The organism is uncultured Haliea sp. (assembly GCF_963973825.1).
Lineage (GTDB): Bacteria > Pseudomonadota > Gammaproteobacteria > Pseudomonadales > Halieaceae > Haliea.
This window is the reverse complement of record NZ_CAXBAE010000013.1, coordinates 71,768-87,659: the sequence shown is the minus strand read 5'-3', so window position 1 is coordinate 87,659 and position 15,892 is coordinate 71,768. Positions and strand designations below refer to the sequence as shown.

The window sequence follows — 15,892 nt, the reverse complement described above, 5'->3', positions numbered from 1 at the left end:
GCCGCCACCCGATCCTGTCGGGCACCGCACCGGAATTGTGGAGGTAACGCGAAAAAATAGGCGCGCATAGTACCAGACACAGCGGCCAGCGCAAGCCCCGCTGACGGCAGCTCCGCTGTAGGCTGCCCCGCTGTAGGCAGCCCCGCGGTTTGCGCTATTATCCGCCACCGTTCCACACCGATAACACGCTGAGAGGCACGATGCCCGTTCTTCGCCTGGCCGTTTCCTGCCCGCTGCGCTCACTGTTCGACTACCTGCCTCCGGCAGGGCTGGAGCCACAGGCTCTGTCGGACCTGCAGCCCGGTGTGCGGGTGAAGGTCGACTTCGGGCGGCGCCAGCTGCAGGGCTGGCTGATCGAGGTGGCCGGAGAATCTGCGCTGCCCCCGGCATCGCTGCGTGCGGCGCAGGCGGTCGTCGATTCGGCCCCGCTGTTATCGCCCGGAGTGCTGCAGCTGTGCCTGTGGGCGGCGGACTATTACCAACATCCCCCGGGGGAGGTGTTCGATGTCGCCGTCCCGCCCGGGCTCAGGAATGCCCAGCCACACCAGCCACCGGGGCAGCCCGGCTGGCGCCTCAGCCAGCGTGGCAAAGGGCTGCCGGCAGGCGCCCTGCGGCGGTCGCCGCGCCAGGCGGAGGCCCTGGCGCTGCTGCAGGACAACGCCGAGCTTGCCACCAGCGCGCTGCGCGAGCGGGGCATCAGCGCCGGCATCCTGCGCCAGCTGGAGCAGAAAGGCCTCGTCGAACGCTGCCTGCTGGCGCCCGACCGGACTCCCTGCGCGGCGCAGCCCGGGCTGCCGCTGAACGGCGAGCAGGCCGCGGCGCTGGAGGGCATCCTGGCACACTACGGCGCCTTCCACTGCAGCCTCCTGGAGGGCATCACCGGCAGCGGCAAGACCGAGGTCTACCTGCAGCTGATTGCCCACTGCCTGGCCCGGGGCCAACAGGCACTGGTACTGATACCCGAAATCGGCCTGACCCCGCAGACCCTCGCGCGTTTCACGGAACGCTTCGGCAGCGGCATTGCGGTGCTGCATTCGGGCCTGAATGACACCGAGCGCTACGCTGCCTGGGAGGCGGCGCGCACGGGCGCTGCCTCCATTGTCATAGGCACACGCTCGGCGATTTTCAGCAGCCTGCCGCGCCCGGGGCTGATCATTGTCGACGAAGAGCACGATGCGTCCTTCAAGCAACAGGACGGATTTCGCTATTCCGCGCGGGATCTCGCCGTGAAACGAGGACAGCTGGAGGGCGCCACTGTGGTGCTGGGCAGCGCCACCCCCGCACTGGAAACCCTTCACAACGCTCTGCAGGGCCGTTACGGCCACTACCGGCTGACGCAGCGCGCGGGTCAGGGTGAACTGCCCGCCCTGCGAGCCATTGATGTGCGCCGCGAAGCCCTGCAGGGCGGACTGTCGCGTGCGCTGCGCGAAGCCATCCTCAACGCCCTGGGGAGCGGACAGCAGGTACTGCTGTTTCTGAACCGCCGCGGCTACGCGCCGGCGCTGCAATGTCACGACTGCGGCTGGATTGCCCAGTGCAGTGCCTGCGACGCCCGCATGACAGTGCACCGCCGCCAGCGCAGGCTGCGCTGCCATCACTGTTCCGCCAACCTGCGCCTGCCGCAGGCCTGCCCCAGCTGCCACAGCGAGCGCCTGCTGACCAATGGCCTGGGCACCGAGCAAACCGAAGAGGTGTTGCGCAGTAGCTTTGCCGACTGGCCAATCTATCGCGTCGACAGCGACTCCATGCAGGGTAAAGGTGCCATGCAGGCACTGGTTTCCGAGGTGCAGCACGGCGCGCCGTGCATTCTCCTGGGCACGCAAATGTTGACCAAGGGGCACCACTTTCCCGGGGTCAATCTGGTCGCCGTGATTGACGCGGATGCGCTGCTGTTCAGCGCCAACTTCCGCGGTGAGGAGCGCATGGCGCAGCTGCTGACCCAGGTCGCGGGGCGCGCGGGCCGCGCGGGTGACGCCGGGCAGGTGCTGGTGCAGACCCACTACCCCGATCACCCCCTGATGCAGGCAATGCTTACCGAGCGCTACGCGGACCAGGCGCGGCGCCTGCTGCTGGCCCGCGCGGAACAGGGCATGCCGCCGCATGGGCGGCTGATTCTCCTGCGCACCGACAGCCCGGCCACGGATACCGGGGAACGCTTCCTGGCGGCACTCAGGCAACAGGCCGACCCGGCTCTGCCGCAGGGCTGCCGCCTCATCGGGCCGCTGCCTTCCCCCCTGCAACGGCGGGCGGGCAAATTCCGCAACCAGCTACTGGCCATGGCGCCGGACGTGCGCCAGGCCCAGCGGCTGGCGCGCCTCCTGGTGCACTGCGCCGAGCAACTGCCCAGCCGCCAGGGGCTCAACTGGTCCATCGATGTCGACCCGCTGGATCTGGGTTGATCGCCGGCGCGCGCTGGCCATGAGCGGCCATTTGCGGCGATAATGCGATGCTGGCTTGCGCACAGGCGAGTCGTCAATTCACCCCAGAAAACGCAGGTATCCCCCCTGGAAATGAAGGAACAATTGTCACAGCTGATCCAGCAGGCCCTGGACGCGCTGGCCGCCGACGGTCGACTCCCCGAGGCCACGCAACCGACCATCGTCATCGAGCGTACACGGGACGCCAGCCACGGCGATCTGGCCAGCAACGTGGCCCTGACCCTGGCCAAGGCGGCAGGCTACAAACCCCGCGACCTGGCGGGCATGATCTGTGACGCTCTTCCGGCCTCACCGCTGGTCAGCCGCGCGGAGGTCGCCGGGCCGGGCTTCATCAATTTCTTCCTGTCGGGCGACAGCAGCCGCGCAGTGGTGCAGCGCGTGCTCACCGAGGGCGAGCAGTTCGGTCGCAGCAACGCCGGCGCCGGCCGCCGGGTGCAGGTTGAGTTCGTGTCCGCCAACCCCACCGGCCCCCTGCACGTCGGCCATGGCCGCGGTGCTGCCGTGGGCGACAGCATCTGCCGGCTGCTCAGCGCCACCGGCTGGTCGGTGGCCAGCGAGTTCTACTACAACGATGCCGGGGCCCAGATCAGCAACCTGGCCCTCTCGGTACAGGCGCGCTGCCGCGGCCTGGGACCCGACGACCCGCAATGGCCTGAAGACGGCTATCGCGGCGACTACATCGCCGATGTTGCCGCAGCCTATCTGGCGGGTGAAAAAATCGACGCCACGGACCGCCATGTCGCCGGCAAGGCGGACCCGGACGACCTCGATGCCATCCGCGACTTCGCCGTTGCCTACCTGCGCCGCGAACAGGACCTGGACCTGAAAGCCTTCGCGGTGCACTTCGACCGCTACTTTCTGGAGTCCTCCCTCTACGAGTCCGGCGAGGTAGAGGCGACGGTGGCCAGGCTGGTCGCCAATGGCCATACCTATGAACAGGACGGTGCGCTCTGGTTACGCACCACGGCCTTCGGCGACGACAAGGACCGGGTGATGCGCAAACGGGAAGGCGGGTACACCTATTTCCTCCCGGACGTGGCCTACCACTTCAACAAATGGCAGCGCGGCTTTGAACGCGTGATCAACGAACAGGGCGCGGATCACCACAGCACCGTGACTCGCGTGCGAGCTGGCCTGCAGGCCCTGCAGGCCGATATTCCGCAAGGCTGGCCCGACTATGTCCTGCACCAGATGGTGACGGTGATGCGCGACGGCAACGAGGTGAAGCTGTCCAAGCGAGCAGGCAGCTACGTCACCCTGCGCGACCTGATCGATGAAGTCGGCTGTGACGCCACACGCTATTTCCTGGTGGCTCGGGCGCCCAGCTCACAGCTTACCTTCGATATCGACCTGGCGCTGTCGCAGAGCAACGACAACCCGGTGTATTACATTCAGTATGCCCACGCCCGCGCCTGCTCGGTGCGCGCCAAACTGGCCGAGCAGGGCTGGGACTGGGAACAGGAGCGCGGCATTGCGGCGCTGCCACGACTGGAGGAGGAGCAGGAGAAAGCGCTGATCAAGCGGCTCGACCAGTACCCCGAGGTGGTGGCGGGCGCGGCGCTGGCCAGCGAACCCCACACGGTAGCCAACTACCTGCGGGAGCTGGCTGCCGAGTTCCACAGCTACTACAACGCGCACAAACTGCTGGTGGATGACGGCGAACTGCGCGATGCCCGCATCGCGCTGAGCGAAGCCGTGCGCCAGGTGGTGGCCAACGGCCTGTGGCTGCTGGGCGTGAACGCACCGGAGGCCATGTAAATGGCACGCGACAGCGGCGGCCGGGGCGGGCGCAGCGGGGCGCGCCGCAAGCCCCAGGCGGCCAGCCGCAGTAGTGGCGGCGCAAGCCCCTGGCGCTGGTTTGCTGCCGGGGTGGGCACAGGCGTATTTCTCAGCCTGCTGCTCTACCTGGGCACACTGCCGCCGGGCACACAGCCCGCGGGAGAAGCAGCGGAAACCGCCGCGGCCGAGGCACCCCCAAAACCCCGCTTCGACTTCTATACCATGTTGCCGGAACAGACCATCGACGTGGAGGTTGAACCGACAGAGGTGGCGCAACAGCCCAACGTGGCCCCGCCGCCCGCGGAGAGCTATGTGCTGCAGGCGGGCTCCTTCCGCCAGCGCGAGGATGCTGACCGGCGACGCGCGGAGCTGCTACTGCTCGGCCTGGAACCCAGCGTGGAGGAATCCACGGGAGACAACGGTCGCTGGTTCCGGGTGTATCTCGGGCCCTACACCACCCACGCACAGATGAGCCGCGCGCGTGGCTTAACGGCCGCGCAGAACATCGACACCCTGCTGTTGAAGCGGGGGCGTCCCTAGCACCGGTGCCGCCCCGTGGCGGCGCGCTTGAATTCCCGCCACGGCTCCCCATATCTGGAGCAACAGGAGACTTATCGTGGAACAGTATCGAGGCACGACCATCCTCTCAGTGCGTCGTGGCAACAGCGTTGTCATTGGCGGAGACGGGCAGGTATCGATGGGTAATACCGTCATGAAGGGGAACGCGCGCAAAGTGCGCCGCCTGCACAAGAACAAGGTGCTGGCGGGCTTCGCCGGCGGCACGGCGGATGCCTTCACCCTGTTCGAGCTGTTTGAAGCCCAGCTGGACAAGCACCAGGGGCATCTGGTGCGCGCCGCCGTGGAACTGGCCAAGGCCTGGCGCACCGAACGCGCCCTGCGCCGGCTGGAAGCGTTGCTGGCGGTCGCCGACAAAGAGACCTCCCTGGTGATCACCGGCAACGGCGATGTCATCGAGCCCGAGGACAACCTGATTGCCATCGGCTCCGGTGGCCCCTTCGCGCAATCCGCCGCCCGCGCACTGCTGGACAATACCGAACTCGACGCCCGCAGCATCGTGGAGAAGGGCCTGAATATCGCCGGCGATATCTGCATCTACACCAATCACAACCAAACCATCGAACAACTCGACTATTAGGCTCCCCGCATGTCCAACATGACGCCCCGCGAGATTGTCCACGAACTGGACAAGCACATCATCGGCCAGCAGGACGCCAAGCGCGCTGTGGCGATCGCCCTGCGCAATCGCTGGCGACGCATGCAGCTGCCGGATGCGCTGCGCGCCGAAATCACCCCGAAGAATATTCTCATGATCGGCCCCACCGGCGTGGGCAAGACCGAAATCGCGCGTCGCCTGGCGAAGCTGGCGAATGCGCCGTTCGTCAAGGTCGAGGCCACCAAGTTTACCGAGGTGGGCTATGTCGGCCGCGATGTGGAGTCGATCATCCGCGACCTCGCCGACGTTGCCGTGAAACTGTATCGCGAGCAGGAGATGCAACGAGTGCGGTTTCGCGCCGAAGAGGCAGCAGAGGAGCGGCTGCTGGACATCCTGCTGCCTCCGGCGCGCGGAGACAGCGCCGACAACACCGCCGGCGCCGGCACCCGGCAGCTGCTGCGGAAAAAACTGCGCGAAGGCGAGCTCGATGACAAGGAAGTGGAGGTCAACCTGGCGACCAGCGGGCTTGGCATGGAGATCATGGCGCCCCCGGGCATGGAGGAGATGACCAACCAGCTGCAAAGCATGTTCTCCAACCTCTCGCGCCAGCAGAGCAAGACCCGCCGCATGCCGGTCAAGGCGGCGTTGAAGGCCCTGTGCGACGAAGAGGCGGCCAAGCTGGTCAACGAAGAGGAGCTGAAGCAGCGGGCCATTCGCGAAGCCGAGCAGAATGGTATCGTCTTCATCGACGAACTGGACAAGGTGGCAAAGCGCGGCGAGACGGCCGGGGCCGATGTCTCGCGGGAAGGCGTGCAGCGCGATCTGCTACCGCTGATCGAGGGCTCTACCGTCACCACCAAGCACGGCACAATCAAGACCGACCATATCCTGTTCATCGCCTCGGGCGCGTTCCACCTCGCCAAGCCCTCCGACCTGATCCCTGAATTGCAGGGCCGCCTGCCAATCCGGGTGGAACTGGAGTCACTGACCGCCAGCGACTTCGAGCGCATCCTCACCGAGCCTGACGCTTCACTCACCGAACAGTACCAGGCCCTGCTGGCCACGGAAGGCCTGGAGGTGGAGTTCACCGCAGATGGCTTGCGGCGCATTGCGGAGACCGCCTGGCAGGTCAACGAGAAAACCGAAAACATCGGGGCAAGACGCCTGCATACCGTCATGGAGCGCCTGCTGGAGCAGGCCTCCTTCGGCGCCGCGGATGCCGGGCTGCAGCAACAGCCGCTGACCATCGACGCCGACTACGTCAACAGCCAGCTGCAGGCCCTGAGCGAAGACGAAGACCTGTCGCGCTTCATTCTGTGAGTTGAGAGTCACGCCATGACCGAACGAGCACCGCGCCCCATCGACATACACCTGCACCGCGCCTCGCGGGAGCTCGAGCTGGCATATGCCGGTGGAGAAAGCTACCGTTTGCCCTGTGAGTACCTGCGCGTCTACTCCCCCTCGGCCGAGGTGAAGGGGCACGGCCCGGGGCAGGAGGTGCTGCAAACCGGCAAGATGCACGTCGCCATCACCGACATCCGGCCTGTGGGGCACTATGCACTGCAACTGGTATTCGATGACGGGCACGACACCGGGCTCTATGCCTGGGATTACCTCTATCAGCTGTGCACGCAGCGGGAAGCGCTCTGGCAGGACTACCTCGACCGCATGTCGGCGGCCGGTGCCACACGTGATCCCCAGGTGCAGGTCATCCAGTTCCAGCCCTGACCGCGGGAGCCACATCGCGCTACAATAACGGCCCTGTTACAGGACGGCGGAGGCCGCATGAGCGATAAACGCACCACCCATTTCGGTTACCGGGAAGTCGATGAGGACGCCAAGGCCGGCCTCGTGGCCAATGTCTTTCATTCGGTGGCGGGGCGCTATGACCTGATGAATGACCTCATGTCCGGCGGCATACACCGGATATGGAAGCGCTTCACCATCGAACTCAGTGCCGTGCGCACCGGCCAGTCGGTGCTGGATATTGCCGGCGGCACGGGTGACCTGGCCGCAAAGTTCGCTGACATCGTCGGACCCACGGGTCGCGTGGTGCTGGCAGACATCAACGAATCCATGCTCAACGTGGGCCGCGACAAACTGCTGGACCACGGCTACCAGGGCAACCTCGAGTTCGTACAGGCCGATGCGCAGTACCTGCCTTTCCCCGACGACAGCTTCGACTGCGTCAGTATCGCCTTCGGCCTGCGCAACGTCACCGACAAGGCCCTCGCCCTGCGCTCCATGCTGCGCGTGCTCAAGCCCGGGGGGCGGCTGCTGGTGCTGGAATTCTCCAAGCCGGTCAACCCACTGCTGGAAAAAGCCTACGACGGCTACTCCTTCCGCGTGCTGCCGTTCATGGGCAGGCTGGTCGCGGGGGACAGCGACAGCTACCAGTACCTGGCAGAATCCATCCGTATGCACCCCGATCAGGACACACTGCTGGGCATGCTGGAGGATGCGGGCTTCGTCAACTGCGAATACCACAACCTCACCGGCGGCGTTGTCGCCCTGCATCGGGGCTTCAAGGCCTGACATGGCCCCCGCCGGCCTCGACCCGACGCTGACCACAGCGGCACTGGCTGCGCTGGAGGCGGCACTCAATCGCGCCCTGGCGCTGGACCCGGCTGGCCAGCGGCAACTGGCCGGGCTGGCCGGACGCACCTTCGCCATCGAGTGCACCTCGCCCGTTGTTCACGTGTACCTGCAACCGGGCGCGGAACGCACCCGGTTACTCGGCTATTACGATGGCCCGGTGACCACGCGCGTGCGCGGCAGCGCCGCCGATTTTGCCCAGCTGGCGGGCGCCAGCGACCCGGCAGCCACACTGATCAACGGCAACCTGGTGCTGCAGGGCGACAGCGCGCCACTGATCGAACTGCAGGGCATCATCGGGCGCCTCGACCTGGACTGGGAAGCGCCGCTGGTGAACGTGCTCGGGGACGTCGCTGGCCATCAGCTTGCGCAGTTCCTGCGCGCCGGTTTCAGTGCCGGGACGGCCGCGTCGAGCAGCCTGCTGCGGCAGCTCGAGGAGTTCATCCATGAGGAGGCGCGCCTGACACCACCGCGCCTGGAAGTCGAGGACTTCTACGGCGACGTGCAAGCCCTGCAGCAACGCGTGGAGCGGTTGCAGTCGCGGCTGGAACGGCTGCGCAAGCGCATCCGGAGCGCCGGGCAGTGAGCGCCGGACTGTTTTCCCGCAGTCGGCGGCTGCTGCTGATCCTGCGCGTGGCGGGGCGCTACCGGCTGCAGGAGTTTGTCGCGCCCGAAACACTGCCCGCGGCCCTGCGGCTGCTGCTGCGCCTGTCGCCCTGGCGCAACAGCCAGCCCGGCATGAGTCGGGGAGAGCGGCTGCGCCGCGCGCTGGAGGCACTGGGCCCGGTCTTCATCAAGTTCGGTCAACTCCTGTCGACGCGACGCGACCTGCTGCCCGCCGACATCGCCGACGAGCTCGCGCGACTGCAGGACAAGGTGCCCCCCTTCGACGAAACCCTGGCAGCGGGGATTATCGAGTCTGCCCTCGGGGAGCCGGTGAGCACCCTGTTTGCGCGATTCGAGTCCATACCCATAGCGTCGGCCTCGGTAGCGCAGGTGCACGGTGCAACGCTGCACAGCGGGGAAGAGGTCGTGGTCAAGGTGCTGCGCCCGGACATCGAGCCGGTAATACGCCAGGACCTCGCACTGCTCTATACCCTCGCGCGGCTGGTGCAGCGCTACCTGCCCGATGGTCGCAGGCTGCGCCCGGTGGAGGTGGTGGCGGACTACGAGCTGACTATTCTCGACGAGCTGGATTTACGCCGCGAGGCGGCCAACGCCTCCCAGCTGCGGCGCAACTTCGAGGGCAGCGACCTGGTCTACGTACCCCAGGTATATTGGGACTATACGCGCAGCAACGTGATGGTGGCGGAGCGTATCAGCGGCATTCCGGTGACGGATATGGCCGCCCTCGAGGCACGCGGCACCGACCTCAAGCTGCTCGCCGAACGCGGTGTGGAAATCTTCTTTACGCAGGTATTCCGCGACAACTTTTTCCACGCCGACATGCACCCGGGCAATATCTTCGTCAACGCCACCGACCCCGCCAACCCGCGCTACATCGCCGTGGATTGCGCGATCGTAGGCAGCCTCAGCGACGCTGACCAGTATTACCTGGCGCGCAACCTGCTGGCGGTGTTCCAGCGCGACTACCGCGCGGTCGCCGAACTGCACGTGGAGTGCGGCTGGATTCCCCCGGACACCCGCGTGCAGGATTTCGAGTCCGCCATGCGCGCGGTCTGCGAACCCGTTTTTGAACGGCCCATCAGCGACATTTCCTTCGGCCAGCTGCTGATTTACCTGTTCAGCACGGCGCGGCGCTTCGACATGGAAGTGCAGCCTGCGCTGGTTCTGCTGCAGAAGACCCTCCTCAACATCGAGGGCCTGGGTCGCCAGCTCTACCCGCAGCTCAATTTATGGGACACCGCGCAGCCCTTCCTCGAGCGCTGGGTGCAGGAGCGCTATTCGCCGCAGTCCATGCTGCGGCGCCTGCAGCGACATTTTCCCTCCTGGCTGGAGCAGCTGCCGCAGGTGCCGGATGCCGTGCTCGACAACCTGCAACGCAGGCCCGGCGGCCCCGATCTTTCACGCCAGCAGCGCCAGCAACAGCAACGCCAGATGGCCCTGCAGCGCGCACAACAGCGCCGGAGGTCGCGGCGCCACGTCGCGGCCGCGGCACTCGCCGGCAGCGGGCTGGTACTGGCGCTGCCCGGGGGATGGGCCTTCCTCAGTACGGTACCGGCCGCCAGCTGGCTACTGCTCTCGGGAGCCCTGCTGCTGCTCTGGCCAGGACGCAGCGCGGACGAATAGGCGGGGTCATGCCCTTGTGCCATAATGCCCCGCTATGGATACCGTAACCCCTGACAACACCGCAGCCCTGCTACAGGCCGTGCACTGGAACGACCAGGGCCTGGTGCCCGCGATCGCCCAGGACGCCGCCAGCGGGGATGTGCTGATGCTGGCCTGGATGAACGCCGAGGCGCTGCAGCGCACGGTGGAATCCGGCCACGCCGTGTACTGGTCGCGCTCGCGCCAGGCGCTGTGGCGCAAGGGCGAGAGCTCAGGCAACGTACAACTGCTGCACGAGCTACGCCTGGACTGCGATGGCGACACCGTGCTGCTGCGCGTGGAACAGGTGGGTGGCGTCGCCTGCCACACCGGGCGTCGCCACTGCTTTTACCAGCGCTGGACCGGTGACGACTGGAACACCACCGACCCTGTGCTGAAATCACCGGAATCCATGTACGGAAAGACACCGTGAACGATGTTCTGCAACAATTGGACGCGATACTCGCCGCGCGCCGCACAGCAAGCCCGGAGAGTTCCTACGTGGCCAGCCTGCATCACCGGGGTCTGAACAAGATTCTGGAGAAGGTCGGGGAAGAAGCGACCGAGGTCATTATTGCTGCCAAGGATGCGGGGGAGAACCGCGCGGAGCTGGTGGGCGAAGTGGCTGACCTCTGGTTTCATACCCTGGTCATGCTCTCCCACCTGGAGCTGGACTCCAGCGCGGTGCTGGATTGCCTGGCAGAGCGCTTCGGCGTGTCCGGGCTGGACGAAAAGGCCTCTCGCGGCTGACCGCGGGATCACCACTACACAACGGAGACACACATGGGTATCGGTGGCATCAGTATCTGGCAATTGTTGATCATTCTCGCCATTGTCATCATGTTGTTCGGCACCAAGCGCCTGCGCACCCTGGGCAGCGACCTCGGCAGCGCCGTGAAGGGCTTCCGCAAAAGCATCCAGGATGATGACAGCAGCAAGGCGGAGGCGGAAGCCAAGGACGACACCAGCGGCGAAGCACGGAGCGACAACAGCAAGTCGTGACACGCCGCCATGTTTGATATCGGGTTTGCCGAGCTACTGCTTATCGGAGTGGTCGGGCTGTTGGTCATCGGGCCAGAGCGGCTGCCCTCGACAATCCGTACCGTGAGCGCCTGGTTGGCGCAGATCCGCCGCGGCTTCAATCAGATCCGCAGCGAAGTAGAGCAGGAACTGCACAACGACGCCATCATGCAGGAGCTGCGCAAAACCGGTAGCGACCTGAAGCGCGATGCACAGCAGGCCGGCGATGCCCTGAAGGCGGCCAGCGGGAACGACAGCGCAGCAGCGCCCACGCCCACAGAGGGTTCGGGGGCAGCTGGCCCCGGGCAGGTGAGCCCCGGGCGGGCGAGCCCCGGGCGGGCAAGCCCCGGACAGGTCAGCCCCGACAAGGAGCCCTCGGGGCAATGAGCGACGACAGCGAAGACCAGCCCCTGCCCCTGGTGGCACACCTCACCGAGCTGCGCGACCGGCTCCTGCGCGCGCTGCTCGCCGTGTTGATTGTGTTCATCGGCCTGTTTCCCTTCGCCAACGAGATCTACAGCTTTGTCTCCGAGCCGCTGCGCGCGCTGCTGCCAGCGGGCACGTCGATGATCGCCACGGATGTCGCCTCGCCGTTCCTGACGCCGTTCAAGCTCACCCTGGTCGCCGCAGTGTTCATCGCCATTCCCTATGTGCTCTACCAGGCCTGGAGCTTCATCGCACCCGGGATGTACCGGCATGAAAAGCGCCTTGCGATACCCCTGCTGGCCTCCAGCGTGGTGCTGTTCTACGCCGGCGCAGCCTTCGCCTACTACGTGGTGTTTCCGCTGGTGTTCGGCTTCTTTACCAGCGTGGGCCCCGAAGATATCGCCATCATGACCGACATCAACAGCTACCTGAACTTTGTGCTCAAGCTGTTCTTCGCCTTCGGTATCTCCTTTGAGATCCCCATCGCGGTGGTAATCATGATCGCCGCCGGGATCACCACACCCGAGGATCTCGCGCGCAAAAGGCCCTACGTCATCGTCGGCTGCTTCGTCTTCGGCATGCTGCTCACCCCGCCCGACGTGATCTCACAGGCGCTGCTGGCGGTACCCATGTGGTGCCTGTTCGAACTGGGCATTGTGTTCGGGCGCCTGATCAAACGGCGCGGCGCAGCCCCGGCAGACGCGGAGTAATGGCGGCAAAGCCCGGTCGCAGCCTGTCACCGCTGCTGGCCATATTGCGCTTCCTGCTGCCCTACCGGGCTCGCCTGCTGGCCGCCGGCACCGCACTGGTATTTACCGCGGGGGCCACACTGTTTCTCGGCCGGGGTATCCAGGTGCTTATCGACGAGGGCTTCAGCGGCGGCACCCGCGCCGACCTGGCCAATGCCATCGGCGTCATTCTGGTCATCGCCGCCGCCATGGCCGTGGGCACGTTTGCCCGCTTCTATTTTGTCTCCTGGCTGGGCGAGCGGGTCAGCGCCGACATCCGCAACGCGGTGTTCGACAACATCATCCATCTGGATCCCGGGTATTTCGAGACCAACCGCAGCGGCGAAATCATGTCGCGCCTCACCACCGACACCACGCTGCTACAGACCATCATCGGCTCCTCCCTGAGCATGGCGCTGCGCAGCGGGCTGACCCTGCTCGGCGGCCTGGTGCTGATGTTCATCACCGACATCCAGCTGAGCCTGATCATCACGGTGGCAGTGCCGCTGGTGCTGCTGCCCATCCTGTTCTTCGGGCGGCGCGTGCGGCGGCTGTCCACCCAGAGCCAGGACAGCATCGCCAATGTCGGCAGCTACGCCGGCGAGATTATCCAGCACATCCGCACCGTACAGAGCTATACCAGCGAAAGTCGCGAAAGCGCGGCCTTCGGCCGGGAAGTAGAGCGTGCCTTTGTTATCGCCCGGCGGCGCATTCGCCAGCGCGCCCTGTTGGTGGGGGTCGCCATCCTGCTGCTCTTCGGCGGCATGGCGGCCATGCTCTGGAGTGGCGGGCAGTCGGTCATCAGCGGCGAAATGAGCGGCGGTGAGTTGGGCGCGTTCGTGTTCTATGCGCTGATGGTGGGCTCCGGGTTCGCCACCATTTCGGAAGTGTGGGGCGAACTGCAGCGTGCGGCGGGTGCCTCCGAGCGCCTGCTGGAACTGCTGCATACCCGCAGCGAAATTATTGACGGCACCAGCCGTGCGGTACCCCGCCGGGCCAGCCTGAGCCTGCGCAACGTCACCTTTGCCTACCCGGCGCGCCCGGCTGACCCCGCGCTGAAGGGCCTGTCACTGGTCATCGAAGAAGGCAAGAGCCTGGCCCTGGTCGGCCCTTCCGGCGGCGGCAAATCAACCCTGTTCCAGCTGCTGTTGCGCTTCTACGACCCGCAGGACGGCGCGGTGCTGTTTGACGGTGTGGACCTGCGCGAGATGCGCCTGGAAACCCTGCGCCAGCAAATGGCCCTGGTGCCGCAACAGCCGGCGCTGTTCACCGGCACCGTGCGCTACAACATTGCCTACGGCATGCCCGCCGCCAGCACGGAAGAGGTGATGGCGGCTGCCAGGGCGGCCCACGCCGATGAGTTCATCCAGCGCCTGCCGAAGGGCTACGACAGCGAGCTGGGGGAGCAGGGCGTACGCCTGTCCGGCGGCCAGCGCCAGCGCATCGCCCTGGCCCGTGCCATACTGGCGAACCCCCGCGTGCTGTTGCTGGATGAGGCCACCAGCGCTCTGGACAGCGAAAGCGAGCACCAGGTGCAACTCGCGCTTGAGGAACTGATGCGTAACCGTACCACGGTGATCATCGCTCACCGCCTGTCGACCATACGCCACGCGGACCGCATTGCGGTGCTGGACAAGGGGCAGCTGGTGGCCACGGGCACGCACGATACTCTGCTGCGGGATTCACCGCTGTATGCGCGGCTGGCGAGTCTGCAGTTTCGGGAGCAGTGAGCGCCGCAATTTTTTTTGTTTATCGCTCTGCAGGAAAGCCTGGACATGGAAGCGGATTTCACGGCGGCACAGGCATGTGGTGGCGTGCCCGGGCGCCACGCGCTAGCAAATCAGGTTCGCAGCGCAGGACTCCACAGCCTTTTCTCACACCAATTCCCTGACATGTACGTTTCTTGATGTCATTCCCCATCATTCATTTTTTAGGGAACCAAATCTTCAGATTTCCTCGCAGGATCAAAATCAAGCCCGAAAAAAAACTGCAGCTGACAAGTATTCTACCCAGCAGCTCGACACCAGTGAAAACCAAGGCAAGCCCGAGCATGCCAATAATCCAGACAAGTATTGCCAGCTTCAACTCATTAACCCGCTTCATAGCAGCATACCTGCACAAATAGACAGCGATCGGAAAGAACACGCTCACCCTGCGCGGGCAATTGCATTGTCATTCGAAAATCCTTCCAAGGTTCGCGCGAAAGATTCATCTGTCCATATGAATGATCCCCACATCAACCAGGTGCTCGGGACCCGTGTGGCTGCACTTCTACAGTCTGGAGATCGGGCCAAGCTGCCAAGTGGTCGGCGACGTGGCGCCACGACTTGGAAATTGACGGTTTTTATCCTACCAATATCCAAGGGATGGCAACCAGCATCCAAACTGCGATGGCAAGAAGCAGAAACCGCGCGAAAGGAGCTTTTCCGTGCTCCATAGACCATGATGCGTAACTCATATCTTGTTTGGTTGCATAAAGGTAAATGACTAACACTGCGCTCGGACCCAGCAAGAAACTCATAGCGATCTCACCAACACCCGGTCGGTATACGAGGGTCAATATGAGAAGCAGGACGGAATATATTACGCCGCTTACTAAAGCGACTTGCCTTATAATACGCTGCACGTTAATCCTCTCAGCCACCAATACGTATATTGCACGAAGAAGCCGCCCAGTTTGGTGGTATTGTCGGGATGCTGCTCGGTCGCTGGTGCCTGTGCGCGTCAGCTCTGCAGCATGAAATAGCTCTCGACGCCTATCATGCAGGTGGTACCGGTCAGCTGGCCATCATCGAAAGGCGAGCCGCTTTACACCTTGCTGTACCCGGTTATGGTCCCTTCGTGGACTTTGCCCAGGCCGAGGTTGCCGGAGGCCACGTCATCATAGGCTCAGGCGGTCGTGGTCGTAGGCACACTGCTCTGGTGCGCCGCTTTGACTGTTCAGTTCTTCGAATGCCTCGATCTTGCACACTTCTTACAGCAGTTTTGTGTCACGACGTAATTCATCATAGTGATTCCGTACGTGTCCCCACACCTGGGACAGCGTGATGTAAGTAGAATCGACGAGAAAACTACCATCAGAATGACGGTCAAAACAAACTGGAGAGGAGCATGATCGAGAAACTCTTGAATGCCAATCCACAGGGCCAGTGAGAGGAGAATCGTTATAGCTGGATTTCGGAAAAGGCCTTTCATGGCGCGCTCATCGCTGATTATATAGTACTCGCGTGGTGTTTTACGTTGCGATGTAGCCGCCACTACCGATGCCAATACTGTACCAATGCCAGTCGCTTTCTCCCCGATGGAACTTACATTGTGGTCCGCAGGGCTCTGGTCGACGAAGTGGTTCAGTGCCATTAACCCACCCGGTTCAGAAATAATACCCTGATCTGGAGGTGGTACAACGTGAACACAAGAAGAGAATAATCGAAGGAATTCAAGCTGTATGCACCTTGCTATAACGG

16 protein-coding genes are annotated in these 15,892 nt (G+C 64.4%); 15 read left to right on the top strand and 1 reads right to left on the bottom strand.

Features of this window, described 5'->3' with window-relative positions; all coding sequences use genetic code 11:
* The first annotated feature begins 200 nt into the window (after positions 1–200).
* The 15 genes from AACZ17_RS14395 (at position 201) to AACZ17_RS14325 (ending at position 14,158) form a co-directional block, all read left to right on the top strand.
* Positions 201–2,399, top strand: coding sequence for a primosomal protein N' (locus AACZ17_RS14395; protein WP_290741396.1), 2,199 nt, complete (start codon positions 201–203; stop codon positions 2,397–2,399).
* A gap of 111 nt (positions 2,400–2,510) precedes the next feature.
* Complete coding sequence (argS, locus tag AACZ17_RS14390; RefSeq protein WP_339638639.1) at positions 2,511–4,196, top strand: arginine--tRNA ligase; 1,686 nt, start codon at positions 2,511–2,513, stop codon at positions 4,194–4,196.
* The gene (locus tag AACZ17_RS14385; RefSeq protein WP_290741391.1) at positions 4,197–4,757 is read left to right on the top strand and encodes an SPOR domain-containing protein; all 561 of its coding nucleotides are present in this window, start codon (positions 4,197–4,199) and stop codon (positions 4,755–4,757) included. It begins immediately after the preceding gene.
* Between the two features lie 76 nt (positions 4,758–4,833).
* Positions 4,834–5,373, top strand: coding sequence for an ATP-dependent protease subunit HslV (hslV, locus tag AACZ17_RS14380; RefSeq protein ID WP_339638637.1), 540 nt, complete (start codon positions 4,834–4,836; stop codon positions 5,371–5,373).
* 9 nt (positions 5,374–5,382) lie between these two features.
* A complete protein-coding gene (gene hslU, locus AACZ17_RS14375) occupies positions 5,383–6,711 on the top strand; it encodes an ATP-dependent protease ATPase subunit HslU (RefSeq protein ID WP_339638635.1) in 1,329 nt (442 codons plus the stop codon).
* Positions 6,712–6,726: 15 nt separating this feature from the next.
* Positions 6,727–7,119, top strand: a complete 393-nt coding sequence (locus tag AACZ17_RS14370; RefSeq protein WP_339638632.1) for a DUF971 domain-containing protein — start codon at positions 6,727–6,729, stop codon at positions 7,117–7,119.
* 57 nt (positions 7,120–7,176) lie between these two features.
* Entirely contained in the window at positions 7,177–7,926 is a 750-nt protein-coding gene (gene ubiE / locus AACZ17_RS14365) for a bifunctional demethylmenaquinone methyltransferase/2-methoxy-6-polyprenyl-1,4-benzoquinol methylase UbiE (protein ID WP_290741389.1), read from the top strand.
* A gap of 1 nt (position 7,927) precedes the next feature.
* Positions 7,928–8,572, top strand: a complete 645-nt coding sequence (locus AACZ17_RS14360) for an SCP2 sterol-binding domain-containing protein (protein ID WP_290741387.1) — start codon at positions 7,928–7,930, stop codon at positions 8,570–8,572.
* Positions 8,569–10,236 carry a ubiquinone biosynthesis regulatory protein kinase UbiB gene (gene ubiB / locus AACZ17_RS14355; RefSeq protein WP_290741385.1) on the top strand — a complete coding sequence of 556 codons (1,668 nt, stop codon included), beginning with the start codon at positions 8,569–8,571 and terminating at the stop codon, positions 10,234–10,236. Before AACZ17_RS14360 ends, ubiB begins: the two co-directional genes overlap by 4 nt.
* Before the next feature lie 34 nt (positions 10,237–10,270).
* Entirely contained in the window at positions 10,271–10,687 is a 417-nt protein-coding gene (gene hisI, locus AACZ17_RS14350) for a phosphoribosyl-AMP cyclohydrolase (RefSeq protein WP_290741383.1), read from the top strand.
* The gene (locus AACZ17_RS14345; RefSeq protein WP_290741381.1) at positions 10,684–11,004 is read left to right on the top strand and encodes a phosphoribosyl-ATP diphosphatase; all 321 of its coding nucleotides are present in this window, start codon (positions 10,684–10,686) and stop codon (positions 11,002–11,004) included. Before hisI ends, AACZ17_RS14345 begins: the two co-directional genes overlap by 4 nt.
* A gap of 33 nt (positions 11,005–11,037) precedes the next feature.
* Entirely contained in the window at positions 11,038–11,256 is a 219-nt protein-coding gene (gene tatA, locus AACZ17_RS14340; RefSeq protein ID WP_290741379.1) for a twin-arginine translocase TatA/TatE family subunit, read from the top strand.
* Positions 11,257–11,265: 9 nt separating this feature from the next.
* On the top strand, positions 11,266–11,661 hold the full coding sequence (tatB, locus tag AACZ17_RS14335) for a Sec-independent protein translocase protein TatB (protein ID WP_290741377.1): 396 nt from the start codon (positions 11,266–11,268) through the stop codon (positions 11,659–11,661).
* Positions 11,658–12,410 carry a twin-arginine translocase subunit TatC gene (tatC, locus tag AACZ17_RS14330; protein ID WP_290741375.1) on the top strand — a complete coding sequence of 251 codons (753 nt, stop codon included), beginning with the start codon at positions 11,658–11,660 and terminating at the stop codon, positions 12,408–12,410. The genes tatB and tatC overlap by 4 nt, the downstream gene beginning before the upstream one ends.
* On the top strand, positions 12,410–14,158 hold the full coding sequence (locus AACZ17_RS14325) for an ABC transporter transmembrane domain-containing protein (protein ID WP_290741373.1): 1,749 nt from the start codon (positions 12,410–12,412) through the stop codon (positions 14,156–14,158). Before tatC ends, AACZ17_RS14325 begins: the two co-directional genes overlap by 1 nt.
* Positions 14,159–14,351: 193 nt before the next feature.
* On the opposite strand, the gene AACZ17_RS14320 is transcribed toward AACZ17_RS14325, so the two are convergent.
* The gene (locus tag AACZ17_RS14320) at positions 14,352–14,531 is read right to left on the bottom strand and encodes a hypothetical protein (protein WP_290741371.1); all 180 of its coding nucleotides are present in this window, start codon (positions 14,529–14,531) and stop codon (positions 14,352–14,354) included.
* Between the last annotated feature and the right edge of the window lie 1,361 nt (positions 14,532–15,892).